Origin of the sequence: Mycobacterium sp. RTGN4, from assembly GCF_033804635.1 — a bacterium.
Taxonomy (GTDB): Bacteria; Actinomycetota; Actinomycetes; order Mycobacteriales; family Mycobacteriaceae; genus Mycobacterium.
This window is the reverse complement of record NZ_JAPZLB010000007.1, coordinates 22,750-47,041: the sequence shown is the minus strand read 5'-3', so window position 1 is coordinate 47,041 and position 24,292 is coordinate 22,750. Positions and strand designations below refer to the sequence as shown.

Sequence of the window (24,292 nt, the reverse complement as noted above, 5' to 3'; positions counted from 1 at the left end):
CTCGCGGCCGTCAAGACTTGAGGCCAGCTATCGAAGACCGGCGACACATGCCCCCGCCATGGTGTTGGATGGCGGAGTGGCAGACATCAGCCGTACGCGGACGATAGCGGCCCCGCCACAGGCGATCTGGGATGTGCTGGCCGACTTCGGCTCCTTGAGTTCCTGGGCGGCGCGCGCCGACCACTCCTGCATCCTGAACCAGGGACCGGACGGCGGCGCGATCGACACCACTCGGCGTGTGCAGGTCGGACGGAACACCGTGGTGGAACGCATCATCGAGTTCGAACCGCCATCGGCCATCGCCTATGCCATCACGGGTCTGCCAAAGCAGTTTCGCCACGTCGTCAACCGCTGGACGCTGGCGTCCTCCGGTAGCGCGACCGAGGTGACGCTGACCAGCAGGTTGGAATTCGGCTCCACCCCTGTGGCTCGCGCCGCTGGGTGGGTCGTGTGCCGCGGGATGGCAAAGCAATCCGACTCGCTGTTGGCCGCCCTGGCAAATCGAATGGAGCACGCACATGGGTGAGACAGCACCCCCCGACGTCGTCATCCTCATGACCGACGAGGAACGTGCCGTCCCACCGTATGAGTCGGCCGACGTGCTCGCCTGGCGTCAGCGCATCTTGAGTTGCCGCCGCTGGTTCGACGAGCACGGCGTGAGCTTCGCGCGGCACTACACCGGATCGCTGGCGTGTGTGCCCAGTCGGCCGACCATCTTCACCGGTCAGTATCCAGATCTGCACGGGGTCACCCAGACCGATGGAATCGGCAAGCGCTACGACGATTCCCGGCTGCGCTGGCTGCGCCGAGGTGAGGTGCCGACGCTGGGCAACTGGTTCCGCGCCGCCGGGTACGACACCCACTACGACGGCAAGTGGCACATCTCGCATGCCGACCTCGAGGACCCGGTCACCGGTGAGCCGTTGGCGACCAACGACGACGACGGCGTCGTCGATCACGCCGCAGTGCAGCGCTATCTCGACGCCGATCCGCTCGACCCGTACGGCTTCTCCGGCTGGGTCGGTCCGGAGCCGCATGGAGCGGCCATGTCCAACAGCGGTTTTCGTCGTGATCCGCTCTTCGCCGACCGAATCGTGGCGTGGCTCGAAGATCGCTACGCCCGAAGGCGCGCCGGCGACGAGCAGGCGCTGCGCCCGTTCCTGCTGGTGGCCAGCTTCGTCAATCCACACGACATCGTGCTGTTCCCGGCCTGGCAGCGCCGCAGCCCGCTGGATCCCACCCCCACGCTGGATCCGCCCCACGTGCCCGCGGCCCCGACGGCAGAGGAGGACCTGCGTACCAAGCCGGCCGCACAGATCGCGTTCCGCGAGGCGTACTACTCCGGTTACGGTCCCGCCCCCGCCATCGGCCGCGGCTACAAGCGCAACGCCCAGCAGTACCGCGACCTTTACTATCGCCTGCACGCCGAGGTCGACGCGCCGCTGGACAGGGTGCTCCGCGCCGTCACCGAGGGCGGGTCCGGCAACGCCGTACTGGTGCGCACGTCCGATCACGGCGAGCTACTCGGGGCGCACGGCGGACTGCACCAGAAGTGGTTCAACCTCTACGACGAGGCGACCAGGGTGCCATTCGTCATCGCCCGCATCGGCGCCGATGCGACGGAGGCTCGCACCGTTACGGCGCCGACGTCGCACGTCGACCTCGTACCCACCCTGCTTGGCGCGGCCGGTATCGACGTGGATGCCGTCGAGGCCGTGTTGTCGGAATCGTTTTCCGAAGTGCACCCGCTGCCAGGTCGTGACCTGATGCCGGTGGTCGACGGCGCGCCTGCCGACGAGGATCGGGCCGTCTACCTGATGACGCGGGACAACGTACTCGAAGGCGACACCGGCGCATCGGCAGCGGCCCGCCAGCTAGGCCAGACAGTGAATCCGCCCGCGCCACTTCGCATCAAGCTGCCCGCACACGTGGCCTCCAACTTCGAGGGCCTGGTGGTCCGGGTCGACGACGCCGGCGAGGAAGGCGGAGCGCCCGGTGGCGCCGGACACCTTTGGAAGCTGGTCCGTACCTTCGACGATCCTTCGACGTGGACCGAACCCGGTGTGCGCCAGCTGGCCTCCAATGGCATCGGCGGCGAGGCGTACCGGACCGATCCGATCGACGATCAGTGGGAGCTCTACGACCTGACCGCCGACCCGGTCGAGGCCAAGAACCGGTGGACCGACCCCGATCTGCACGAACTACGCCAGCACCTGAGGATGGAGCTCAAGCGCGCCCGCGCCTCGTCGGTGCCGGAGCGCAATCGGCCATGGCCGTACGTCGAGCGGCAGCCGCCCACCGGCAAGTCACCCAGTGTGGTGAAACAGGTGTTGGCGCGCCTGAGGAAGTAGCCGACGTGCCGGTGCGTCCGGTCATTGGGACAACCGGCGGACGCCAAGGCCCTCAAGAGGGCATCATTTCGCGCATGCCTTCTTCGCTTCAGCGCTATGCCGACCGCCGCGTCCTGATCACCGGCGGCGGGTCTGGCATCGGACAAGCCACCGTGCTCCGGATCCTCGAGGAGGGCGGCCGCGTGGCCGCCGCCGACATCAGCGAGTCAGGGCTGAAGGACACCGTGGCCAAGGCCGACGGGCACGGCGACCGGCTGTCCACGGTGCAGCTGGACGTCGGCGACGAAGCGTCGGTCAAAGCGGGCATGGCCGAAGCAGTCGCGACGCTGGGCGGGTTGGACACCTTGGTCAACGCGGCCGGGATCCTGCGGTCGGCGCACTTCACCGACACCACACTGGCCGATTTCGAGCATGTGGTGCGGATCAATCTCATCGGCACGTTTCTGGTTACCAGGGAGGCGATTCCTGCGCTGCGACAGGGAAATTCGCCTGCAGTCGTGAACTTCAGCTCCACGTCGGCGACCTTCGCGCATCCGTACATGTCCGCCTACGCCGCCTCCAAGGGCGGCATCCAGGCGATGACGCACGCCTTGGCATTGGAGTTCAGCAAGGAGCGGATCCGATTCAACAGCGTGCAGCCAGGATCCATCTCGTCGGGGATGACCGACGGCGTCGGCGAGTCGAAGCAGAGCATCGGACCCGGACTGCCCGACGACATGGACTTCTCGTTGCTCGGCAAGATCCAGGCGCTGCTGCCCCTTGAGGGTGGCGCCATGTTCGCGAAGCCCGACGCGGTGGCCGCGGTGGTGGCGATGCTCGGCTCCGACGACGCCTACTTCGTCACCGGCACCGAAGTGCGCATCGACGGTGGGACGCACATGTAGCCGGTCCGCTGGCAGCACGATTATTGATCCGGGCCTGCGGCCAATATCATCGACGGAGAGATGACCGTCAATGACCTGGCCAGACCTGCAAACAAAGTCTCCGCCGAAGCCGCCCGCCGCCGAACCTTCGCCGTGATCAGCCACCCCGACGCGGGTAAGTCCACGTTGACCGAGGCGCTGGTGCTGCACGCCAATGCCATCACCGAAGCAGGCGCCATCCACGGCAAGGCGGGCCGCCGCGCAACGGTCTCGGACTGGATGGAGATGGAGAAGGCCAGAGGCATCTCGATCACGTCGACGGCGCTGCAGTTCCCGTACTCCACGGCGGGGCAGGACTGCGTCATCAACCTGCTCGACACCCCCGGCCACGCCGACTTCTCCGAAGACACCTACCGCGTGCTCACCGCCGTCGACTGCGCGGTGATGCTCATCGATGCCGCCAAAGGCCTTGAGCCGCAGACCCTCAAGCTCTTCCAGGTCTGCCGCCATCGCCGCATCCCCATCATCACGGTGATCAACAAGTGGGACCGGCCCGGGCGCGATCCGCTGGAACTCATGGACGAGATCGCGGCGCGCATCGGGCTGCGGCCCACGCCGCTGACGTGGCCAGTCGGAATCGCAGGCGACTTCAAGGGCGTACTCGATCGGCGCTCTGGCAACTTCATCCGCTACACCAGGACCGCAGGCGGCGCCAAGGCCGCACCCGAGGAGCACATCGCCCCCGAGCAGGCCCATGACGCCGCCGGGGTCGACTGGGACCGGGCGGTCGAGGAGTCCGAGTTGCTCGAAGCCGATGGCGCCGACTACGACCCCGAGACCTTCCTCGGCTGCGAGTCCACACCGGTCTTGTTCACCTCCGCCGCGCTGAACTTCGGCGTCAACCAACTCCTCGACGTGCTGGTGCAGCTTGCTCCGCCACCCAGCGGGCAGGTCGACGTCGAGGGCCACCGACGGCCCACCGAGGCGCCGTTCAGCGCCTTCGTGTTCAAGGTGCAGGCAGGCATGGACTCGTCTCACCGCGACCGCATCGCGTACGCCCGGGTGTATTCGGGCACCTTCGAGCGGGGCGACGTGCTGACCCATGCCGCCACGGGGAAGCCATTCGTGACCAAGTACGCGCAATCGGTGTTCGGCCAGCAGCGGTCCACGCTCGATGCCGCATGGCCTGGCGACGTCATCGGGTTGGCCAACGCCGCTGCGCTGCGTCCAGGCGACACGCTCTACCGCGACGTCCCCGTGCAGTACCCGCCGATCCCGAGCTTCTCCCCCGAGTACTTCGCGGTGGCCCGCGGCACCGATCCGAGCAAGCACAAGCAGTTCCGAAAGGGAATCGAGCAGCTTGAGCAAGAAGGCGTCGTTCAGGTGCTGAGGTCCGACAAGCGCGGCGACCAGGCGCCCGTGTTCGCCGCCGTCGGCCCCATGCAGTTCGAGGTGGCCACGCATCGGATGGCCGCCGAACTCAGCGCGCCGATCTCCCTGGAGTCGCTGCCGTACACCGTCGCGCGGATCGTCGATCCGGAGGACGCGGACTTCCTCAACAGGCAGCCGTCGGCCGAAGTTCTGACGCGGACCGACGGAGTGATGCTGGCGCTGTTCTCCACCAGCTGGCGGCTCGAGGGGTTCCAGCGCGACAACCCGAACGTGCACCTGCGCTCGCTGGTGGCCGCAGCCGATTAATACACGTAGTCGTACACTTCCGGCATGACTTCGGATCGGCCAATTTACGACAAAGGCCTGGCGATCCGTCGGGCCGTCATCGGTGACGCATACGTGGACAAGGCCTTGAGCGAAGCGGATGACTTCAGCGGGCCGCTTCAGGATCTGGTCACCGAGTACTGCTGGGGCGCGGTGTGGGGTCGCGACGAACTGCCACTGAAGACGCGCAGCATGCTCAACCTCGCGATGATCCCAATTCTCAACCGGCCCAACGAGCTACGTACCCACATCAAGGGCGCCCTGACCAACGGCGTCACTCGAGATGAGATCCGCGAGGTCTTCCTGCAGGTCGCCATCTATGCCGGCGTGCCCGCCGCCGTCGACAGCTTCCGTATCGCGCGCGAGGTGTTCGCCGAACTGGATCAGGGCTAGGAGACACCGTGGACATCGGATTCATCGGCCTGGGCCACATGGGTTTTCAGATGGCCCGCCGTCTCATCGAGGCCAATCACCGAGTCGTCGTCTTCGACACTCGCCCAGAGGTCGTCGACGAACTGGTGGCGCTCGGCGCCGAAGCCGGGTCCTCGGTGCAGGACGTCGCCGACCGGGTCGAGACCGTGATGGCCAGCCTGCCGTCGGTCCAGGCCTCGATTGACGTCGCAACGGGTCCCGACGGTGTCGTCAGCGGCGAACGGGTGAAGCGCTTCGTCGACTTCTCCACCGTGGGCGCGCCGACGGCGGTCCGCATTCACGACCTGCTCGCCGAGCGCAACATCGTCCAGGTCGACTGCCCCGTCAGCGGCGGTGTCGGCGGCGCGCAGAAGGGCACGCTGGCACTCATGGTCTCGGGGCCGGAGGCAGACGTAGCCGCCGTGCGGCCTGCGCTCGACGTGCTCGGCAACGTCTTCTTCATCGGCGTGCAACCGGGTGCGGGGCAGACCATGAAGCTCGCCAACAATCTGCTTGCCGCAACGAGTTTGGCGGCGACCTCGGAAGCCGTCGTGCTTGGCGTGAAGGCCGGTCTCGACCCGGCGGTGATGATCGAGGTCTTCAACGCCGGTTCGGGCGCCACCCACGCCAGCCGCGACAAGTTTCCGCGCGCGGTGCTACCCCGCACGTTCGACTACGGCTTCGCCACCGGACTGATGGTCAAGGACGTACGGCTCTGCCTGGAACAGGTGGAGGCCCTTGGCTTGGCGATGGAGATCGCTCAGGCCGTCGGCCGGGTGTGGGAAGGCGCGTTGCGCGAAACGGGCGCCGACTCTGACTTCACCTCGGTGATCAAGCCGATGGAGCAGGCCGCCGGAGTCGTGGTGCAGGGCACCTAGCGGTCACGCCGCGTGCGTCCCCCTTGGTCGCTAAAGCAGCGCGACCATCGCCTCGACCTGTTTGCGGTCGAGCACGACCGTCGACCCGTCTGGTAACCCGAGGATTCGGTCCGTCGCGACGCCGTAAAGCTTGAGCCGCATCACCGAAACATCGATCGCCTTACGGCGCGATCTCGCATCGGGCGCATTGAGCACGTCGACAAGGTGGTTCTGCATGCCGGCCGCGAAGCCCTGAATCATGTCACCGACACCCTCGGGATCGAAGGTGTCGAACACACCCTCGGCTACCCCCTGTGCGATCAGATCGGTAAGGACAGGCCGAAACAGGTCCTCCCAGATGGTGACGATCCGCTGGTACAGGGCCTGGTTCTGCGGCTTCAGTAGGGACGTCATCGCCGCGATCTGTTCGGGCGCCCCCATCGCCATCTTGACCTGGTAACTCGCCCGAAGTCCGGCGTTGAGGCGATCCAGCGCGTTCTTGCCGGGCTGGGCGAAGATTGGCTGCAACGCTTCGAACGCTTCCGCGGCACTGCGTTCAGCGAGCGCGGTGACCAGCGCCTCCTTGGACGGGAAGTAGTGGTAGAAGGCGCCTTTCGACGTAGATTCATTTGCGAGCAGGTCGTTCAGGCTGACGTTCTCGTAACCCCGTTCGAGGAAGAGCGCCAGTGCCTGGTCGAGCAGTTCGGTCCGCCGGACGGCCCTGGGTTTCACAACGCGCGGCATGACGATATTGAATCAGTCGACCTTCTTCACCCACCCCACGTAGGCCAGGTAGAGCCCGCACAGTGCGAGCAGTCCGAAGGCGACCCGCACCAGGCCGACCGCAGGTCCCGAGGTTTGGGCGGCGGAGGTGGCAGCGTCGACGACCAACTGCGGCACCGCGAGCAATGCGAAGCCCCGCAGGAGTAGGAACCAGCCGAACAGCGAAACGATCACGGCGGCGACGCTGCGCCAATACTGGTGGAACGCAACGACAAACAGGCCGCAGAAGAACAACAGCGCCCCCGCCATCCACGGCCACAGCGGGTCCGTCGAGAAGCTGGACATGATGCTCCCAAGGCTTGCGGCCCGGATCGCGACGATCGCGGGGACCACGGCGATGAAGGGTCCGAGCACGCGCGCGAACGAGCGGGTGCGCAGCGAGGGATCAGTACTGGTGACGGTTGTGCTCATGAGTACGCCTCCTTGTCCACGTGGCGGCGGAGGGCCGTCCATCCGCCTTTTAGACCACTGGTCTATAGATTAGACCACTGGTCTAAACATTGACCACTGGACCCTTGAGCAGCGGTGCAACCTCGGATCCGACGAACGTGACGAACGAGGAGATGTCCACGTCGGCGGCGGGTTGCAGCACCACGGTGTCGGCGCCTGCCGCGAGCCAGCGGTGGGCAGCGCGGGCAATGTCCTGCGCACTGCCGAAGGCGGCGGCGTCTTTCGTCGAGTCGACCTGCCAGAACTCGAGCTCGCGCATGGCATCCGCACGGGCGTCGGCCCCGGTGGCGGTGACGATGTTCACGATCACCGAGTGCGCGCCGATGCGCCCGAACTCCTGCCGTCCGGAATTGATGTGGACCAACGCTTCTCGGACTTCATCGGGCGTCGTTCCACTGGTGAGGATGGTCCCGCTAGACAGTTCACCGCTGAGTGCCAGCGTGCGCTGGCCCGTCGCCGCAGCGAGCAGCTCGATGTTGGGATTCGGTGGCCACTCCAGACACACGTCAGCCAGCTGAACGTAGCGACCCGAATAGGTGACGGTTTCGCCACGCAGCAGTGCAGTGAGACACGTGAGGTACTCGCGCAGGTAGGTCATCGGCGACGAGACTCTTGCCCCGATCTGCCCCATCCAGTCCTGCACCCCGTGACCAACCCCGATGCGAACCCGACCCGGGAACGCGCGCTCGAGGGTGGCAATTTCCATCGCCGTCAGCGCGACGTTGCGCATCGGGGCCGGCAACACCCCGACCCCCACCGTCAGAGTATCGCTGTGCGACAACGCAATCGCAGCGGACGAAATCCCTCCGTGAGCGAAACAGTCCTCCCACAGCCATAACTCGTCTAGGCCCGCGGCGTCGGCGGCGCGGGCCACGGCCGCAAGTCCTTCCGGCGCCAACTGCGGGCGGAAGACACAACCCACCCGGGGCCCTGCGGTCGGCATGTTCCCAGTCATGTGCGCTCCAAGTCCTCAATGATCCGCTGACGAACGTAGTTCCACGTTCGGCTGTCCCCCCGGATGTCGCCGACGGCTTCGAGTAGGGCGTCGCCCCGGAGTGCGGTGACCGCGAACCGCAGCTTCATGTCGATGTCGGGCGACGCGGCGATCTTCCCGCCGAACATCGCTTCTGCGCGGCTGGCAATGTGCACGTCGGTGGCGTTGAAGACGGGAATGATTCGGTCCATCAGCGCTTGGTCGTGTCGAGCGCCGGCATGGGTGGCCACCGCGGCATGGAAGACCACGCTGTGGAAAACCTCGTACAACATGTCGAGGGCGTCGGCCAACCTCTTCGGCCCAGGCTTCAGCGTCGCGAGTTGTGCATCGAACTCGGCCAGCCGCTCGGCGACGGCCTGCGCGAGCACTCCGGCCACCATCTCGGTCTTGTTCAGGAAGTGGTGCAGCAAGCCGCCACGGGACAGCCCGGACGCTGCGGCCACTGAGGCAAACGTGGTGGCCTGATAGCCGCGGTCGGCCAACGAGGCCAGCGCCGCATCGACGATCGCGCGCCGAGCCGCGTCGACGCGCTGCTGCTGAGTCCGGCGCGTCGGGCGTTGAGCGGTGGCCCCCACGCCGTCAGCATATACCGGACACTCATCCGGTATTGACAGGACGATCGTCCGCTATCTAGCGTGAGGAATCCGCCCCGCCGAGGAATCGCTACAAGCTGCCAAGAAGCGTCGCGGTGGTCGATGCGTTGCCGCTGTCGAGCGCAGGAAAGGTGCTCAAAGGCGAGCTGCGCCAGCACTATACGGACAGCGCTAACTCCCCTGCTCGATCGTGATCGTGGTCCACGCGCCGACGTGGATGCGGCCCCCGTTCGCAAGCGGAGTTTCCTCGTTCTTCGGCAGGAGGGTGTCACTGCCGTTGATACTGGTCCCGTTGGTCGAGCCCAGGTCGGTCACGGTGATCCCCGAGTCGTGGATGCGTAGCACCGCATGCTGTCCGGAGACCCCGCGGTCGGCGGGGTGGATGCCGAGGTCGATCTCCGGCTGCACACCCTGGTCGCGGTTACCCCTCCCGATCAGTGCGGTGCTGCTCTGCAACGGGATTCGGCGGACCGGGAAGAATTGCGGGAAGTCGACGGTCTCGGGGCCCTCGCGGAGGAGCACGCGTTCGTAGAACTCACGGTCGGCAGAAACCACGGCCGTCCAACCCACCGCGGTGATCTCAGCGTGCACGGGCTCCGCAGGCGCGGGCAGCGCGGAATCGTGTCCGCACGTCTCGCAGAAGCGGCCGCTCACCGGGAACCCGCACGCGGGGCACGGCTTCTCAACGGGCGCGGGCGTTGAATTAGGTTGCGCGGCAGGGGGTCCAATCGGCGAACCACATACGTCGCAATAGTCGGCTGCCGTCGAGTTGTGTCCTTCTGCGCACGTGGGCATCAGGCCTCCTTCCGTACCCGAGCGGTCTTCGTCGACCTGGCATCGAGCGCCATCTCGTCAGCCGCGGCGACCTCGCGCTTGAGCCGGGCCGTTCCGGTTCGCTCGTCGACCTCGATGACTCCTCTGAGCAGTTTTGCCGTGCCGTCGTTGCCCGATTCCACGGCGAGTTCCATGGCGCGCTGCAGCTTCGCGGTCGCGGTCGCGACGTCCCCGCTCTTGCGCGCGCTCAATCCGTCCTGCACGGCTTGGGCAAGCTCGGCCTGACCCGTGTAGTGCGCCACCCGGCGACTGATCCGCGCCGACAACTCGGTGTCCGCAGTCCACAGTGCCTTGACCAGCCCCTCGCCAAGAACCTCGTCGCCCGCGACAACGCTGATCCGCGCCACCAGCTTCTCCCGCCCCGCCGCTGCGGGTTCGACCTCGACCTGCACGTGGTAGTCGCGATCCTCGGCACCCCAGGAGCCCAGCGGATACTCCCCCGTCTGATTCCCCGAATCGACGCGGCGGCCGGTCAGGTCTTCGACGGTGGGTGCGACCTGCTTGACGAACTCGATGCGGGCGCCAGCAGGGGTCCAGAGCCGCAAGGTGAGGTCGGGAATGGTCTTGCTCATGGACACCCGCATCATCGCCGCGAAGTCGTCTGCCAGGTCCGCGGGGTCGGCGACGATGTCCACGGTGCCCAGCAGTGCGGACGAGATCGACCGCAACTCCTCGACGTGCCAACTGGTGCCGACTCCCCGGCAATCGCACGTGAATACGCCGACGCTCGCGGCGATCTCCGCTTGCAGTTGTTCAGGTGTTTCGTGCTCGTCCTTGCCGTCGGTGAGCAGGATCGCGTGTGTGAGCGCCCCAGGGTGCAATCCGACGATGCCCCGGACATACGCGAGCCAGGTACCCATCGCGGTGCCCCCGTTGGGCCGTAGACCGTCCACCGCGCGCGCGGCCGCGGCCCTGGTCGACGGGCTTGCCCGCACCGGCGTTCCGTCGCCAGGGTAGACCGGAGCGGCCTGCCCGGTACCCGCGACGATCGCGAAGTACGTACCTTCGATCAGCTCGTCGATCGCAGCGGTGGTAGCGCGTTTCGCGGCCTCGAACTTGCCCTCGGGCTTCAGCATGGAGGTCGAGCAGTCGATGATGATGGCCTCGACCCGCTCCGGTGGCGCAACGGCCGCCGCTACGTCGCTTCCGGCCGTGATGCTGACAATCGCGTCGACCGTGCCGGTGCCCTCGGCGAGGTAGGGATTGTGATCGACGTCGACGGAAATGCCCTGCTGTTCATCCGAACTCATGTAGCCCCTCCGATTGGGATCACTGCCACGGTGATGTTGTCGTGGCCACCTGCCTTCAAGGCATATTCGGTCAGCGCGTGCGCCGCCGCGGTTGGATCAGTACCCGTGCAGAACGGTGCGAGGTCGGCGGGCTCGGGCAGGTAATTCCACAGTCCGTCGGAGCACAACAATAAAGAACCGGGGCCGACGACGGTGATCGCCTGCACACTCGACTCAGACCAGGGCGTCGGTTCGGAGTCGGCACCGAGCCACCGGGTGAGCGTGTGTGCACCGCGTTGCACGATCTCGGAGTCAGGTGCGGCGCCCGCGGTAATGAGCTCTTGCGCGACCGAGTCGTCGACGGTCAACTGTTGGGCGATTGCCGGTGGATCGGGCAGCCAGTATGCCCTGCTGTCCCCGACGTTGCCGACCGTGATCTCAACCGCCCCTTGCGAAGTCGGGACCACGGTTGCCGCGGTGTACGTGCAGGACGGCGCGGTCGTGGAATCCCCTCCCCGACCGGCCGCCACCGCCGCCTTCGCCGCATCGGCCAGCCCCGCCAACACCGCTGCGCGTGCGCCCTTGGACGCGGCCAGCGCGGTCAGCATGCCATCGACTCCGGCCACCGACGCCGCGACCGCGGCCAATTGTGCTTCCCCCGAGCTCGATACCCCGTCGCACACGACCACGGCGACCGCATCCGACACCGTCCCAGCCGCGGCCGCGTCCTCGTTGCGAGTGTGGTGGAGCCCGCGGTCGGTGATCAACGCCATCGGCCCTAGCTGTGCCTCGTCACGATCGGGCTCGGCGCGCCGATGGCCGCAGGCGGTGCAGTACTCATCGGTGAACGTCGTGTTCCCGCAATCGGAACACGGGCCATCGGCACGTCCCGCGCGTGGGATGGCGACTCGGCTGACCTCCGGCACCTGCACCTCCACCAGTGGCGCGCCACAGCTCTCGCAGAACCGGTGGGCCTGCGCGGCGAGCGTCGCGCAGCTCGGGCACGCAGTCTGCGGGCCGGTCATACCCTGGTCCTCGGACGAATGGCATTCGCGCGCTCGACCAGCGCGATACGGGCCCACATTTCGTCCGTCTCGTGGGCTAGCTCGCGGTAACAATGTTCCATTCCGGTCCGTATGCCGCGTTCGTCGAAATCGGCGCCGAGTATGCGTGGAGTCTTGGTCGCGTTTCCCGCCCGCAGCCAACCCAACGCCGCGTCGAGCACCTGCAGCCGGATCGTCGCTCGTTTGGCGGTCGATTCCAGCTTCAGCGCCGCAGCCCGCTTGTCGGCATCGAGCAGGATCTGCTCATTGAGCTGTTCGGATGTCCGGCCGTCCAGCAACACCTCGATCGCCGTGGCACGGGCGGCAGTGAAATGTGAAGACGCCGAAGGGACTTGGTCAAGTGCAGCGATCGCACTCCCACGATCGCCCGCGCGCTCGCGCTGTCGCGAAAGTCCGAACGCGGCGCTGACGTAGCTGCGGTCCGTGCGCCATACCGCGTCGTAGTAGCGCATGGCGTCGTCGCGCGCGCCCCGTAGTTCTGCGGTGGCGGCGATGGCGATCTTGGGTGCGAGCTCACCGGGCAACGACGACAGCACCGTATCGAAATCAGCTGCGGCCCTGTCGTATTCGCCCTCCAGTAGCGCGCACTGTCCGCTGTACCAGACCAGTCGCCAGTCCCCGGGGAGCACCGCTTCGAGCTCGGCAAGGCGCTTGCGCGCATCCTTCACGGCGCCGACCTCGAGGTCCGCTCGGATGAGTCGCAGCGGGATTTCGACCGACGAACTCTTGCCTTGGTGGGCGCCACCTCGGGCCAGGTCGAGCGCGTGCTCGAGCTGAGCGGGCGGGACACCGCTGGTCGTGGCCAGCAGGGCGGCACCGGAGTCGGTAGGGTCGACCACGGGAACCGGTAGCGCCGCAATCACCCGAGCGGGTTCCACCGTCGCGTCCCGACCCGCGCCGTAGACCTCGCGCTGCGGGCTGAAGTACGTCGACATGCGCGGCTGCGCCGATCCCGTGTCTGCGGAAGCGATCTCGTGCAGCACGCCGGTCAGCTGGTCAGCCAGTTCCTCCATCGACGAGAATCGCCGCGCGGGGTCGGGGTCGGTGGCACGCAGTATCGCGCGGTACAGGGATTCGTGATTCGCGAGCACCGGTACGGTCTCGGGGCCCGGCAACTGATCGACGAAGCGCCCACGCTCCTGCGGAACGTCCATCACGAGCACGGCGAGCGTCCGGCCGACCGTGTACACGTCGGTGGCGACGGTCGGTCCGGTGGTGGCGATCTCCGGCGCCTGGTAGCCCACGGTCCCGAAGATCGCGCTGGTCTCGTCGTCCATCGGGATGACGGCGCCCAGATCGATGAGCTTGAGTTGCTCGTCGGTCTGCATCACGTTGTCCGGCTTGAAATCGCAGTAGGCGAGCCCCTGCGCGTGGAGATACCCGATCGCAGGCGCGATCTCGACGATGTAGGCGACGGCCTGGTCGGGCGGCAGCGGGCCGCCCTTGGCCTTGCGGATCTGCTTGAGCGACGTGCCGCCCACGTACTCCATGACGATGTACCCGACCGGGGCGGACGCTCCCGCGTCGAGGTGTTCGACGAAGTTGTAGATCCGGACGATGTTCGGGTGCTCCACCTCGGAGAGCGTCAGCACCTCGGCCGCGGCGGCGGCCATCGCGTCGGCGTCGGTCGAGTTGATCAGCCCCTTGAGCACCACCCAGCGGTTATGCACATTGCGGTCGACCGCAAGGTAGATCCAGCCGAGCCCGCCGTGCGCGATGGCGCCCTGCACCTCATACTGGCCGCCGACGAGGTCACCGCGAGACAGCTTGGGGATGAACGAATATCGCGTTCCACACTGAGTGCAGAAGCCTTCCGCGCGTCCCGGCGTACCTTCGCTGCCACGTCCGACGGGCTTGGCACAGTCGGTGTTGCCGCAGAACCGGCTACTCTCTGGCACCTTCGGGTCGCTCAAGATCGCCGCTGCCGGATCACCCCTCGGCACTCGCGGTATCGCGACCACGCCCGCACCGAGGCGGCCCCGCGCGCTGGAGGACGATCTGGACGAACCGCTACGTGCGGTGCCCGCCGAGCGGGCGGTCGGACGGCTGGCCGCCGTGCTCTTGGCGGCCGCGGTGACGGTGGATGGCACGGATCCTGGCGGCGCGGGCGCGGTGCCGCACACGTCGCAGTAGCCGTCGACGACGGTCCCGCCGCATCCGGGTTCGACACAGGTCATCTCGCGCCCTCCTGCTTCTCGACGAGCAACTGCCGGTAGTGCGCCACCGCCCGGGTCACCGCCCGAAGGTCACACGGTTGGCGATGCAGCAGGCCCGAGGCAATACGGCTGCTCGCCAACAGGTCTCGGTCCTCGCCGAGCTCGAGCCTGGCCGCCTTGGCCTGGTATGCCGTCAGCCGGCCCTTGAGCTCGGTACGGCGGTCGAGCAGCCCTTGTGCGAGTTCCTCGTCCTCGCGCGCCACGCGTAGCGCCGCCTCGATCCGGCGGCGCAGGTCCCGCAGTGCAGCGGGATCTGGCGTGGTGATGGAATCGAGTTGCGCGCGTAGCCCAGGCTCGGCGTCTTCGTGGCTCGGCAGCGGCCCGGCCAACACGGTCTGCTCGACCCGCACACGCACGTCGGCCGCACTGGCGACGGCTGCGCGCAGTGTGTCGAGTTGCCCGACGGTCACCGCGATGGCGTCAGCCCAATTCGATTGCAGTTCAGCGAGTTCAGCGAGTTCGGTGGAGCGCCGGTCGACGTCGGCCACGATGGTGCGCACGCGTTCCTCGACGTCGGACGTGGTCAGGGACAGCGGATCGGTCGCCGAAACGGTCAATAGTTCGGCCATCTGCTTGGGGCCAGTGGCACCCGCGGCGTCGAGCCGCTTCTGCAGCGGACCGAGCCGCGCTACGACGAGCGAGTTGATTTTCTCGACGCCGTCAAGGAATTCGGCCACCGCCGGGTACGCAGCGCGCATGTCATCGGCCACGTCGCCGAGTCCGACGTAGCCCACCGATTCTCCTGGTGCGGTGATCACCCGCTGTGCCAGCGGGATTCGCTCGCGTGACACCTCGAGCGGTCGTTCGCGCAGCAGCCTCGTCAACTCGACACGGTCGTCGTCGTCAGGCTTCGACCGGCGACCCCGCAGCGCCTTGGCGGAGTCGAGGATCGTCGTCATCCGTCCCACGTCCTCCCACAACTCGCCAAGTGCTCGCTCGATCACCACCCACCGTTGCGCGGTCACACCCGTCGGTGGATAACGCCGCACGTGCTCCAGCCCTTGGTGACTATCCAGTTCCATCAGCGTCGCCACGGCTGCAGCCACTTCCTTTGTGCGGGAATCGAGCTCGCGGTCGATCTCGTCGGTCGTCAGCGCGGCCACGATCAGTCCTGATAGCGCGCGGGCGGAGGGCCAGGCGACGGCCCGAGGGGTTGCAATTGGGCTTGATAGAGCTGTTCCCACGTCCCGTCGGCCCGGATGTCCTCGAGCACGCCGTTCACGAACCGAACGAAGTCGACGTTCTCCTTCTTGATGCCGAGTCCATACGGTTCGACACCGAGGCTCGGACCCACTACTTCGACGTTCGGATCCTGTGCGGCAAGGCCTGCGAGCACCACCCCGTCGGTGCCGATGACGTCGAGCTGCCCCTGTTGCAGCATGACGAGGCAATCGGTCCACGTGCCCGCACTGAACACCGTTGGCCGCGGGTTTAGTTCGAACAACTTCGCCAACGACGTCGTGCCAGCAACAGCACACGCCCGCTTGCCGGAAAGGTCTGCAGCAGTTCGGATTCCCGAACCCTTCAACACGAGCAGACGCTGATCGGCGTAGAAGTACACCGTGGAGAATGCGACGTTGTTCTTGCGTGCACAATTGATCGAGAAGGTCCTGGCCACCATGTCCACCTGACCGGACTGCAGAACCGATTCCCGTTCACCTGCCTCGACCACACGCAGATCGATGCGGTTCGGATCGCCGAAGATACCGCGTGCGACCTCGCGGGCGACGTCGATGTCGAAGCCCTCCAGCTGACCCGTGGCAGGGTCACGGAAGCCGAACAGATACTGGCTCTGGTCGACACCGACAACGAGCCGCCCGCGTTCGGCGATCGCCGCCATCGTCGAACCTGGGGGCATGGCACCGGGTTTGGGGAGCGGGCCGGGGCGCAGGCTGGCTTCCTTGTCGCAGTCCGCGTCGGCTGCCGGGGGCAGGGTCGTCACCTCCTGGACGCCGCCAGGCATGGCATCAATCGGGGCGACCGTGACGGCCTGCGGCGACGGCGACGACGTTCCACATCCGGCGACGAACGCGCACGCGAGTGCCGCCATCGCGATCCGCGCCCTCACAGGAATTCCTTTAGCCGGGGCCACAATCCGACGACGGTGGCCGAGCCGGCGATCACCATCAGGATCAGCGTGCCCGTCGGACTCCACGTCAGCCGTGAGCCGGCCGTCGACACCCCGCCGCGCAGGTTGGCCCGAGTCTGTTCGATCGCGTCACTCAGGCTGGATTCGACGGCCGCGAACTGTGCGGCTGACGCACTCGGATCAGCACCGACCGCCTGCGCCACCGCGCCCGGGTAGTCGCCTGCGTCGTAGCGCTCCACCTGTTTGCGGTGACTGGCAGTCCATTTCACGACGCCGTCGACGGCGGCAGCAGGACCTTGAGCCACCAGCGTGGAGAGTTCGCCGATGTGACCATTGAAGGATTTCTCTCCTGCGGTGAGGTCGCCGCGCGTGATCAGCTGCAGGGTCTCGTCGGTCCGCGCCTCCTGGGCGAGGATGCGGGCCTTGGCGAGCTGCTCGAACCGCGCGGTGCCCTCGGTTCGGCTCTGGTCAATGCTGGCTGCCGCGAATCGGTTGGCGACGACGATCCATGCGATCACCAACAGGACCAGCCCCGCCGCGACGACCAGCCCCTTGTTGAACTGCCGGTTGGTACGTCCGACCAGAATCAGCGAACCGACCACGATCGCCGCCAGCACACCCGCCAACAACACCAGCCCGACGATCGGCAGCGACCCGACTGCGCGCTGATCGGCTTCGAGCGCGGCGAGGTTGTCGGTATAGATCTGCTCCGCCCCGGGAAGCAGCGACGTCTGCATCAACGAGGCGGCTTCCCGTAGGTAGGCGGACCCCACCGGAAAGCCCTGCAGGTTATTGGCTCTGGCCGACTCGACCTTGCCCGTGTAGGCCGCCAGCCCCGCCGAGATCCGCGCCAACGCGGTACGCGTGCCCGCGTCGGCGGCTCCCGCGGTCGCGTCGGTCAGCGCCGAAGCGGCGTCCGCCAGGGCCTGTTGGTACCGGGTCCGCATCGGCGCCGTCTGGAGCCCGCCGGACAGGTAGGCCGACGAGGCGGCGGCATCGGCCGCCGACAATGCGGCGTACAGCTTCTGCGCCGAGTAGGCGAACGGCTCTGAACGGCCCAGCACGTCGTTGCGCTCGGCAATTCGGCCGTTGAGTTGCGCTGCGCACACCACGCCTGCGATGACGCAGCACGCCGCGACGATGACCGCGACCAAACCGACGAGCCCGGGGGTGGTGCGAGCGAAGCGTCGCAACCAGCCCACGGATGCTCGCGCGTCCAGCGTGCCCACAGAAGTCACTCAGTTCACCCCCTGACGCGATGGTAACCGCACATGATCAACATGAAGGACCTAGGCGAGAAATCAGCCCGGACGGCTCGACGACCCAGGATCCTTGCCGAACGACCCCTGCGACGGCGAGCTCCGAGTCGAGTACCACTAGGTCGGCCGCCGCCCGAGGGATAAGGCCTTCGCACGGAAGACCCAGTGCCCGTGCGGGATTCAGTGACGCCTGACGGACGGCCAGCTGCAGGGCGTCGTCGCACGCGAGCCCACTGTTGGTGACGGCGAATCGGAACACCCTGTCCATGGTCGCGGTACTACCCGCGATGGTATCGGTGCCCGCCACTCGCGCCACCCCTTCGACGACGTCCACCGCCAACGGCCCCAGCCGATAGACCCCGTCGGCCATCCCGGTGGCCGCCATCGCGTCGGTCACCAATGAGACCCGGTCCGGCCCGGCGCTGTGCGTGACGTGACGGTAGATGGCGGGGTCGACGTGCACGCCGTCGGTGATCAATTCGACGGTCACTCCAGGCTCTTCGAGCAACGCGATGATCGGACCGGGCTCCCGACGGTCGATGGGACGCATTGCATTGAACAGGTGCGTTCCGACCGTCGCGCCAACCTCGATCGCGGCCAGGGTCTGGTCATACGTTGCCTCGGTGTGGCCGACGGCCACGACCACCCCGGCATCAACGAGTTGCCCGATCGCCGCGAGCGCACCGGCTCGCTCGGGTGCGATGGTGACCATGGCAACGGTTCCGCCGCCCGCACCGAGGATGCGGTCCAGCTCGGCGGCGTCCGGGTCGCGCATCAGGGCCGGCTGATGGGCGCCGCACCGCGTGGTCGACAGCCAGGGCCCCTCCAGGTGAATCCCCGCGATCAGGCCGGACCGCACGTCGTCGGCCAAAGCTCGCACCTGGCGCAGTAATTCGTCCGTTCCGGCCGTCACGAGGGAGGCGACGAGCGTGGTGGTGCCGTGCCGTCGATGGAACTCCACCGCGGTGGACGTCTCTGCGTGTGATGCGGAGGAGAAGTTCGCCCCGCCACCACCGTGGAGGTGGGTGTCGACGAAGCCGGGAACCACCGTCATGGCGCCGAGCTCGTGGTCCGCCGGTCGCGGCGCGGCCCCCGCGCCAACCGCGACAATCGTTGCCCCGGCCACATCAATCCAACCGGGCCGCAACAGTTCTCGGCCCGTGAGCAAGGTGTCAGCGGTTATCAACATGCGGTTGCCTCAGATACCCTGCCAGTCCGGCTTCGAGCGATGGGTCTCGCGGTAATAGTCGACCAGCTGAAGCCGGCGCGCTGCTGCTTCGTCCAGCAGCACCGTCACGTGCGGATGGTGCTGGAGGATGGTCGCGGGCCACAGCGCGCTGACCCCACCCTCGACCAGGTGATGAACGGCCTCGGCCTTACTGCGACCGGTTGCCACCAGGATCACGTGCCTGGCCTCCATGATGGTGGCCAGCCCCTGGGTCAGACAGTGCGTCGGCACCGATTCGACGTCGTCGCCGAAGAAGCGGGCGTTGTCGATCCGCGTCTGCCTGGTGAGCGTCTTGATCCGGGTGCGCGACGCCAGCGAGGAGCCCGGCTCGTTGAACGCGATGTGCCCATCGGTACCGATACCGAGGAGCTGCAGGTCGACCCCGCCCGCGTCGCGGATCGCGCGCTCGTATGCCGCGCACGCGGCCGGAATGTCGGCGGCTTCGCCGTCGGGGCCTTGCACTGCGTCCGGCCCGAAGTCCACCCGCGACACGAACACGGCGTCGATGACGGTTCGATACCGCTCGGGGTGCTCGGCGGGCAGCCCGACGTATTCGTCGAGGGTGAAGCCGCGGGCCGCTGCGAAGGAGACCAGCCCGGCATCGCAGCGTTCAGCCAACTCGTCATAGACCGCCAGCGGCGATGATCCGGTGGCCAAGCCGAGCACCGCAGTCGGCTTTCGCTGCAGCAGCGCGGCGATCGCATCGGCAGCAAGACTCCCGATGGCCCTGATGTCCGGCAGGAGGACGACTTCCATCGTTATTTGGTCGCCGTGAAGAGGATTGCTCCCGAGACGAGCTCCGCGCGCAGGGCGACCGCATCGGACGGGGTCACGTTTCCGGGCTCGCGCTCGTCCATGACCACAACGGGGACAATGGGATTGAGCCCTTTGGCCTCGATCGAGGGTACGTCGTAGGTGATGACGAGCTGACCGGCCGTGACCTCGTCGCCCTGGCTGACGTGTGCCGTGAAGCCTGCGCCGTTCAGCGCAACGGTGTCCAGCCCCAGGTGAACCAGCACGCCGACGTTGTCCGGGGTCAGCACGATGTAGGCGTGTGGCATCAGCTTCAACAGCTTGCCGCTGACCGGGGCGACCGCGTCGACCACCCCACGCGGGGGGTCGATGGCGGCGCCGTAGCCGACCATGCCCTGAGCGAACACCGGATCGGGGACATCGCCGAGCGGAACCGCGCGCCCTGCGACCGGGGCGAGGACTTGCGTGATGCTCATGCGCACCAACAATACGAGCGCGGGGGCAAGACGGTCTCGGGTTCACAGGTTCTCGGCTAAGCTTCCGCACAATTTCGGCCTGCGGGCGAGGATTGCGGCGGAGGAAGGTAGGCGGATGACTGATCTCACGAAACCGCAAGGAGTGCAAAAGAAGTCGGGTCCGCGCATTCCCGGCTTCGCACAATTGCAGCGACTGGGCAAGAGCCTCATGCTGCCGATTGCCGTGCTGCCGGCGGCCGGAATCCTGCTGCGGCTGGGCCAGCCCGACCTGCTTGGCAGCATCAAGACTCCCGTCATCGGACCGTTCTTTCAGGCCATGAGCGCCGCGGGCGATGCGGTATTCGCCAATCTCCCCCTGCTCTTCGCCGTGGGTGTCGCGATCGGATTCGCCAGGAAGGCGGACGGTTCGACCGCACTGGCGGCCGTCGTGGGCTATCTGGTGGTGCAGGCGGTGTTCAAGACCATGTCGCCTGTCGTGCTCGCGGGCGAGCTAGACAAGGCAGGCGAGCAAGCCCAGATCAACTACAGCGTGTTCGCGGGGATTCTGGTCGGCCTGCTGACCGCATGGCTCTTCGACCGCTACCACACCATCCAACTGCCGTCCTACCTCGGATTCTTCGGTGGCAGGCGCTTCGTCCCGATCGTGGTGTCGGTGGCGTGCCTGTTCCTCGGATTCGCGATGAGCTACTTCTATCCGATCTTCGATGCGGGTCTGACGGGCCTCGGCAGGTTCATCGGCGGCTCGGGTGCACTGGGTGCGTTCGTTTACGGATTCGCCAACCGCATGCTGATACCGCTAGGCCTGCACCACATCCCGAATTCGTACGTGTGGTTCCTCTACGGCGACTACCAGAAGCCCGACGGCGATGTCGTCACCGGCGAGCTCACCCGCTTCGCCGCTGGTGACCCCACCGCCGGCCTGCTCACCTCGGGGTTCTACCCGGTGCTGATGTTCGGGTTGCCCGCCGCCGCGCTGGCCATGATCCTCGCCGCCAACAAGAAGCAGCGAAAGGTCGCGGTCGGCATCCTTTCGGCAGCAGCGCTCACCGCGTTCCTGACCGGAGTGACGGAGCCGCTGGAGTTCGCGTTCATGTTCGTGGCGTTCCCCCTGTACGTCGTGCACGCGGTGCTCACCGGCCTGTCCTTGGCCATCGCCTACCTACTCGACATTCATCTCGGGTTCTCGTTCTCGGCAGGACTCATCGACTTGCTGCTCTACGGCACCGCGCCTGCCGCGAAGAACATCCCCCTCCTCATCGGGATGGGCGCGGTGTTCTTCGTCGTGTACTTCCTTCTGTTCAGGTTCGCGATCACGAAGTGGAACATGAGGACTCCTGGACGCGAACCGGAGGACGAGTTCGAGGCGGAGCAGGCAGCGAACCTCGGCCAAGGCGTCGACGCTCCCACTGCGGTGACCGTCGGCGGATCAGATGCCGCGACCGACACGTTGACCGCGCCCGTGTCCGTCGACTCCGACAGCAAGGCCGAGCAGCTCATCGCAGCGTTCGGCGGTCGCGAGAACCTCGTGAACGTCGACGCCTGCATCACCCGTCTGCGCATGGAAGTCGCCGATACCGGCAAGGTGGACCAGGCTCGCTTGAAGAGTCTCGGAGCCGCGGGAGTCATCGAGGTGGGCAACAGCGTTCAAGCGGTGTTCGGCACTGCTGCCGAGGCGCTCAAGAACGACATTCTCGACGTGCTGTAGCTCCGCGTTGACCTGCCCATCTCGAGTGTGAACCGGCCGTCGGCGACGAGCTGGCGACAACATCACTTTTAGGCGCAGCGGCTGGTGGGTATTTGACGAGAAGGTCAACCGCCAATCGAGGAGCAATCGATGATCGAACAGGGCTATTCGGAGTCCGGAGATCCCATGCTGGAGCTCTTTGGGCACGGTTGGACGCCGGCCGACGAGCAGAACATCGACACCTACACCGGTCGGCACCGTGCCGTAGACAGGAGATTCGACATGGAACCGCAGGGGAATCCGCAGTCCATCCCGAAGGACGCGACGAGGCCGACTGAGGAACAACGTGAGCTACAGCACGAGCTAGAGCACCGAGATGACGACCCGTACGCCCCGGGCCGGCACCAAGATCGTCACCAGATCGCCGACGAGACCTAGCGCCAAGACCGGGTCTCTTGCCCACGGGCCGGGCACTTCGACACGACGAAGCCGCCCTGTACGACGATCGCCCCGACTACGGGTACGTTCAGCGGGCCAAAATTTGTTTGTTTCGCTTTGCCTGCGGACGGGAACAAGCTGCGCATCGTTCACGTTGTGGTGACGCCGGATGAATACCAGAAGGGACTTCCATGGCTACTGATTACGATGCACCCCGCCAGAAGGAAACCGACGACGTCGCCGACGAATCGCTCGAAGCGCTGGCCGGGCGGCGCAATGACGCCGCCACCGCCGTGCTCGACGTCGATGACGGCGAGTCCGAACTCGAGGCCTTCGAGCTACCCGGTGCCGATCTCTCCGGTGAGGAGTTCACGGTGCGGGTCGTCCCCAAGCAGGCTGACGAGTTCACCTGCTCGAGCTGCTTCCTGGTACAGCACAGTCATCGCCTCGCCAGGCAGGTCGGCGAGCGCATGATCTGCGCCGACTGCGCCTGACGACTGACCGCTAGACGGCCACCGAATTGGCCGCCTTCAACGTGTCCGCAGCCACTCGAAGCCCCTCGAGCCTTCCGAGTTCGACGTCCTCGTGCTCGATGTTGACTGCCATGTCCGGGTCGACCTCGCCAAGTGCCGCCAGGAAGCGCTGCCAGAACTCGACATCGTGACCGCGCCCGACGGCGACGAAGTCCCACGCGGAATCCTCCGGCCACTTGTTCACCACATGGCGACCCCCGAGCCCAGTCGGATTCTGATCCAGCGGGATTCGGGTGAAGCGCTCATCGAGCACGCCATAGATCTTGCAGTTGTCGTTGATCGTGGCAGCGGCCGACCGCGCGGGTTACCAGGTCGTGCTTGGCGCGGTGACGGCCACGCATCAGGAGTCGCGCGTCATCGAGACGCTGCTCGCCGCATCGCAATCGGGATGCTCGACCAACTCAGTCACATCGACCTGACGTCCGTCAGCCAACAATCCCGAGAGCAGGCCGACCGCGCCGTCGCAGCACTGGTGGAACGCCTTAACGGCAACCGCGCCGAAGCGAGTTCCTCGGTGTTGCAACCGCGTTTGATCGTGCGAGGGACGACCGGACCGCCGCCCGACACCGGGGTTTCGTGACCGAGCCTCCCCCAGACATTCGCGCAATGGTCGAGCAGTGGGAACTGCGCCCCGACGGACCAACCACCCACGGGTCAGGCGCCCTTCTGCTACCGGTTCGTACCGCCGACGGTGCGCCCGCGGTACTGAAGGTCAGCTTTCCCGACGCGGAGTCCAAACATGCGCATCTGGTGCTGCGGCGCTGGGCCGGTACGGGGGCTGTCCGCTTGCTCCGTGCCGACCCGCACCATCGCGCCGTACTCCTGGAACGGCTCCGTCCGCAGGACCTCGACACCCTTGCCGACACCGAAGCGTGTGAGGTGATCGCCGGACTCCAGCGCCGCGTCCACGTGCCCGCGTTGCCTCAATTGCGTTCGCTTACTTCATATGTCGAGCAGTGGGCACACGAATTCGAAGCGTTGCCCCGTAGCGCGCCGATCCCCCGCAGGCTGGTCGAGCAGGCCGTCGCGCTGAGCCGAGACCTGGTGGCCGATCCCACAGGCGCCGACGTCGTGCTCCACGGCGATCTCCACTACGGGAACGTGCTCGCGGCCGACCGTGAGCCGTGGCTGGCGATCGCACCGCGGCCGTTGAACGGCGATCCGCACTTCGAACTCGCCCCGATGTTGTGGCACCGCTGGGACGAGTTCGCCGGACACATCCGCGATGGAGTGCGGGCGCGCTTCTACATGCTCGTGGATGCCGGCGCGCTCGATGAGCAACGAGCGCGCGCCTGGGCCGTCGTTCGGGTGGTCCACGAGGCGACCCGCGCACTGGGTGCCGGTTCGCAATCCGACACCTCGACGCTGACCAGGTTCGTGACACTCGCGAAGGCACTGCAGGATTGACATTGGCCCACATAAGGGACATGTAATTGGACCATAGATCTGGTGCACTTCGACTTATCGTTGA

Annotated in this window: 25 protein-coding genes and 1 pseudogene; 11 read left to right on the top strand and 15 right to left on the bottom strand. The window is 66.6% G+C overall.

Going from position 1 to position 24,292, the window contains the following annotated elements; all coding sequences use genetic code 11:
* Positions 1–58: 58 nt before the first annotated feature.
* The 6 genes from SLQ30_RS16420 (at position 59) to SLQ30_RS16395 (ending at position 6,219) form a co-directional block, all read left to right on the top strand.
* Positions 59–526 (top strand): SRPBCC family protein, encoded by a 468-nt coding sequence (locus SLQ30_RS16420; protein WP_319447241.1) that lies wholly within the window; start codon positions 59–61, stop codon positions 524–526.
* A complete protein-coding gene (locus tag SLQ30_RS16415; RefSeq protein ID WP_319447242.1) occupies positions 519–2,351 on the top strand; it encodes a sulfatase-like hydrolase/transferase in 1,833 nt (610 codons plus the stop codon). Before SLQ30_RS16420 ends, SLQ30_RS16415 begins: the two co-directional genes overlap by 8 nt.
* 74 nt (positions 2,352–2,425) lie before the next feature.
* On the top strand, positions 2,426–3,235 hold the full coding sequence (locus tag SLQ30_RS16410) for an SDR family oxidoreductase (RefSeq protein WP_319447243.1): 810 nt from the start codon (positions 2,426–2,428) through the stop codon (positions 3,233–3,235).
* Positions 3,236–3,295: 60 nt separating this feature from the next.
* Positions 3,296–4,912, top strand: coding sequence for a peptide chain release factor 3 (locus tag SLQ30_RS16405; RefSeq protein WP_319447244.1), 1,617 nt, complete (start codon positions 3,296–3,298; stop codon positions 4,910–4,912).
* A 24-nt stretch (positions 4,913–4,936) separates the two neighbouring features.
* Positions 4,937–5,323, top strand: a complete 387-nt coding sequence (locus SLQ30_RS16400; RefSeq protein ID WP_319447245.1) for a carboxymuconolactone decarboxylase family protein — start codon at positions 4,937–4,939, stop codon at positions 5,321–5,323.
* An 8-nt stretch (positions 5,324–5,331) separates the two neighbouring features.
* On the top strand, positions 5,332–6,219 hold the full coding sequence (locus SLQ30_RS16395; RefSeq protein WP_319447246.1) for an NAD(P)-dependent oxidoreductase: 888 nt from the start codon (positions 5,332–5,334) through the stop codon (positions 6,217–6,219).
* Between the two features lie 30 nt (positions 6,220–6,249).
* Here SLQ30_RS16395 and SLQ30_RS16390 read toward each other — a convergent pair whose 3' ends face one another.
* The 14 genes from SLQ30_RS16390 to SLQ30_RS16325 form a co-directional block, all read right to left on the bottom strand.
* Positions 6,250–6,942: a TetR/AcrR family transcriptional regulator gene (locus SLQ30_RS16390; RefSeq protein ID WP_319447247.1), complete on the bottom strand. Its 693-nt coding sequence runs from the start codon at positions 6,940–6,942 to the stop codon at positions 6,250–6,252.
* A gap of 12 nt (positions 6,943–6,954) precedes the next feature.
* Positions 6,955–7,392, bottom strand: coding sequence for a hypothetical protein (locus tag SLQ30_RS16385; protein ID WP_319447248.1), 438 nt, complete (start codon positions 7,390–7,392; stop codon positions 6,955–6,957).
* A gap of 82 nt (positions 7,393–7,474) precedes the next feature.
* Complete coding sequence (locus SLQ30_RS16380) at positions 7,475–8,386, bottom strand: LLM class flavin-dependent oxidoreductase (protein WP_319447249.1); 912 nt, start codon at positions 8,384–8,386, stop codon at positions 7,475–7,477.
* A complete protein-coding gene (locus tag SLQ30_RS16375) occupies positions 8,383–9,000 on the bottom strand; it encodes a helix-turn-helix domain-containing protein (protein ID WP_319447250.1) in 618 nt (205 codons plus the stop codon). Before SLQ30_RS16375 ends, SLQ30_RS16380 begins: the two co-directional genes overlap by 4 nt.
* Before the next feature lie 189 nt (positions 9,001–9,189).
* Positions 9,190–9,672: an FHA domain-containing protein gene (locus tag SLQ30_RS16370; protein WP_319447251.1), complete on the bottom strand. Its 483-nt coding sequence runs from the start codon at positions 9,670–9,672 to the stop codon at positions 9,190–9,192.
* Positions 9,673–9,812: 140 nt separating this feature from the next.
* A complete protein-coding gene (locus SLQ30_RS16365; protein ID WP_319447252.1) occupies positions 9,813–11,102 on the bottom strand; it encodes a VWA domain-containing protein in 1,290 nt (429 codons plus the stop codon).
* Positions 11,099–12,106, bottom strand: coding sequence for a PP2C family protein-serine/threonine phosphatase (locus tag SLQ30_RS16360; protein WP_319447253.1), 1,008 nt, complete (start codon positions 12,104–12,106; stop codon positions 11,099–11,101). Before SLQ30_RS16360 ends, SLQ30_RS16365 begins: the two co-directional genes overlap by 4 nt.
* Positions 12,103–14,322, bottom strand: coding sequence for a serine/threonine-protein kinase (locus SLQ30_RS16355; RefSeq protein WP_319447254.1), 2,220 nt, complete (start codon positions 14,320–14,322; stop codon positions 12,103–12,105). Before SLQ30_RS16355 ends, SLQ30_RS16360 begins: the two co-directional genes overlap by 4 nt.
* Positions 14,319–15,464, bottom strand: coding sequence for a hypothetical protein (locus tag SLQ30_RS16350; protein ID WP_319447255.1), 1,146 nt, complete (start codon positions 15,462–15,464; stop codon positions 14,319–14,321). The genes SLQ30_RS16355 and SLQ30_RS16350 overlap by 4 nt, the downstream gene beginning before the upstream one ends.
* A 2-nt stretch (positions 15,465–15,466) precedes the next feature.
* A complete protein-coding gene (locus SLQ30_RS16345; protein ID WP_319447256.1) occupies positions 15,467–16,429 on the bottom strand; it encodes a glutamate ABC transporter substrate-binding protein in 963 nt (320 codons plus the stop codon).
* Positions 16,426–17,688, bottom strand: coding sequence for a hypothetical protein (locus SLQ30_RS16340; protein ID WP_319447257.1), 1,263 nt, complete (start codon positions 17,686–17,688; stop codon positions 16,426–16,428). The genes SLQ30_RS16345 and SLQ30_RS16340 overlap by 4 nt, the downstream gene beginning before the upstream one ends.
* 37 nt (positions 17,689–17,725) lie before the next feature.
* Positions 17,726–18,898: an N-acetylglucosamine-6-phosphate deacetylase gene (gene nagA / locus SLQ30_RS16335; protein WP_319447258.1), complete on the bottom strand. Its 1,173-nt coding sequence runs from the start codon at positions 18,896–18,898 to the stop codon at positions 17,726–17,728.
* Positions 18,899–18,907: 9 nt separating this feature from the next.
* Positions 18,908–19,693 carry a glucosamine-6-phosphate deaminase gene (gene nagB, locus SLQ30_RS16330; RefSeq protein ID WP_319447259.1) on the bottom strand — a complete coding sequence of 262 codons (786 nt, stop codon included), beginning with the start codon at positions 19,691–19,693 and terminating at the stop codon, positions 18,908–18,910.
* A gap of 2 nt (positions 19,694–19,695) precedes the next feature.
* Positions 19,696–20,166 carry a PTS glucose transporter subunit IIA gene (locus SLQ30_RS16325; RefSeq protein WP_319447260.1) on the bottom strand — a complete coding sequence of 157 codons (471 nt, stop codon included), beginning with the start codon at positions 20,164–20,166 and terminating at the stop codon, positions 19,696–19,698.
* Between the two features lie 115 nt (positions 20,167–20,281).
* Between SLQ30_RS16325 and SLQ30_RS16320 the strand changes: the two genes are divergently transcribed.
* From SLQ30_RS16320 to SLQ30_RS16305, 3 genes are all read left to right on the top strand, one after another.
* A complete protein-coding gene (locus SLQ30_RS16320) occupies positions 20,282–21,871 on the top strand; it encodes a PTS transporter subunit EIIC (RefSeq protein ID WP_319447261.1) in 1,590 nt (529 codons plus the stop codon).
* Between the two features lie 129 nt (positions 21,872–22,000).
* Complete coding sequence (locus SLQ30_RS16310) at positions 22,001–22,288, top strand: hypothetical protein (protein WP_319447262.1); 288 nt, start codon at positions 22,001–22,003, stop codon at positions 22,286–22,288.
* A 191-nt stretch (positions 22,289–22,479) separates the two neighbouring features.
* Positions 22,480–22,782: a DUF4193 domain-containing protein gene (locus SLQ30_RS16305; RefSeq protein ID WP_319447263.1), complete on the top strand. Its 303-nt coding sequence runs from the start codon at positions 22,480–22,482 to the stop codon at positions 22,780–22,782.
* 10 nt (positions 22,783–22,792) lie between these two features.
* On the opposite strand, the pseudogene SLQ30_RS16300 reads toward SLQ30_RS16305, so the two are convergent.
* Positions 22,793–23,101 (bottom strand): annotated as a pseudogene (locus SLQ30_RS16300) (sugar phosphate isomerase/epimerase); the annotation flags it as partial.
* Here SLQ30_RS16300 and SLQ30_RS16295 point away from each other — a divergent pair.
* The gene (locus SLQ30_RS16295) at positions 23,009–23,401 is read left to right on the top strand and encodes a substrate-binding domain-containing protein (RefSeq protein WP_319458326.1); all 393 of its coding nucleotides are present in this window, start codon (positions 23,009–23,011) and stop codon (positions 23,399–23,401) included. The pseudogene SLQ30_RS16300 and the gene SLQ30_RS16295 overlap by 93 nt on opposite strands.
* Positions 23,398–24,228: an aminoglycoside phosphotransferase family protein gene (locus SLQ30_RS16290; RefSeq protein ID WP_319447266.1), complete on the top strand. Its 831-nt coding sequence runs from the start codon at positions 23,398–23,400 to the stop codon at positions 24,226–24,228. Before SLQ30_RS16295 ends, SLQ30_RS16290 begins: the two co-directional genes overlap by 4 nt.
* Positions 24,229–24,292: the final 64 nt, after the last annotated feature.

Coding starts and splice junctions, on each gene's coding strand:
- SLQ30_RS16420 (WP_319447241.1), top strand. CDS start 59: ATGGTGTTGGATGGCGGAGTGGCAGACATCAGCCGTACGCGGACGATA.
- SLQ30_RS16415 (WP_319447242.1), top strand. CDS start 519: ATGGGTGAGACAGCACCCCCCGACGTCGTCATCCTCATGACCGACGAG.
- SLQ30_RS16410 (WP_319447243.1), top strand. CDS start 2,426: ATGCCTTCTTCGCTTCAGCGCTATGCCGACCGCCGCGTCCTGATCACC.
- SLQ30_RS16405 (WP_319447244.1), top strand. CDS start 3,296: ATGACCGTCAATGACCTGGCCAGACCTGCAAACAAAGTCTCCGCCGAA.
- SLQ30_RS16400 (WP_319447245.1), top strand. CDS start 4,937: ATGACTTCGGATCGGCCAATTTACGACAAAGGCCTGGCGATCCGTCGG.
- SLQ30_RS16390 (WP_319447247.1), bottom strand. CDS start 6,942: ATGCCGCGCGTTGTGAAACCCAGGGCCGTCCGGCGGACCGAACTGCTC.
- SLQ30_RS16385 (WP_319447248.1), bottom strand. CDS start 7,392: ATGAGCACAACCGTCACCAGTACTGATCCCTCGCTGCGCACCCGCTCG.
- SLQ30_RS16380 (WP_319447249.1), bottom strand. CDS start 8,386: ATGACTGGGAACATGCCGACCGCAGGGCCCCGGGTGGGTTGTGTCTTC.
- SLQ30_RS16365 (WP_319447252.1), bottom strand. CDS start 11,102: ATGAGTTCGGATGAACAGCAGGGCATTTCCGTCGACGTCGATCACAAT.
- SLQ30_RS16360 (WP_319447253.1), bottom strand. CDS start 12,106: ATGACCGGCCCGCAGACTGCGTGCCCGAGCTGCGCGACGCTCGCCGCG.
- SLQ30_RS16355 (WP_319447254.1), bottom strand. CDS start 14,322: ATGACCTGTGTCGAACCCGGATGCGGCGGGACCGTCGTCGACGGCTAC.
- nagA (WP_319447258.1), bottom strand. CDS start 18,898: ATGTTGATAACCGCTGACACCTTGCTCACGGGCCGAGAACTGTTGCGG.
- nagB (WP_319447259.1), bottom strand. CDS start 19,693: ATGGAAGTCGTCCTCCTGCCGGACATCAGGGCCATCGGGAGTCTTGCT.
- SLQ30_RS16325 (WP_319447260.1), bottom strand. CDS start 20,166: ATGAGCATCACGCAAGTCCTCGCCCCGGTCGCAGGGCGCGCGGTTCCG.
- SLQ30_RS16320 (WP_319447261.1), top strand. CDS start 20,282: ATGACTGATCTCACGAAACCGCAAGGAGTGCAAAAGAAGTCGGGTCCG.
- SLQ30_RS16310 (WP_319447262.1), top strand. CDS start 22,001: ATGATCGAACAGGGCTATTCGGAGTCCGGAGATCCCATGCTGGAGCTC.
- SLQ30_RS16305 (WP_319447263.1), top strand. CDS start 22,480: ATGGCTACTGATTACGATGCACCCCGCCAGAAGGAAACCGACGACGTC.
- SLQ30_RS16295 (WP_319458326.1), top strand. CDS start 23,009: ATGGCGACCCCCGAGCCCAGTCGGATTCTGATCCAGCGGGATTCGGGT.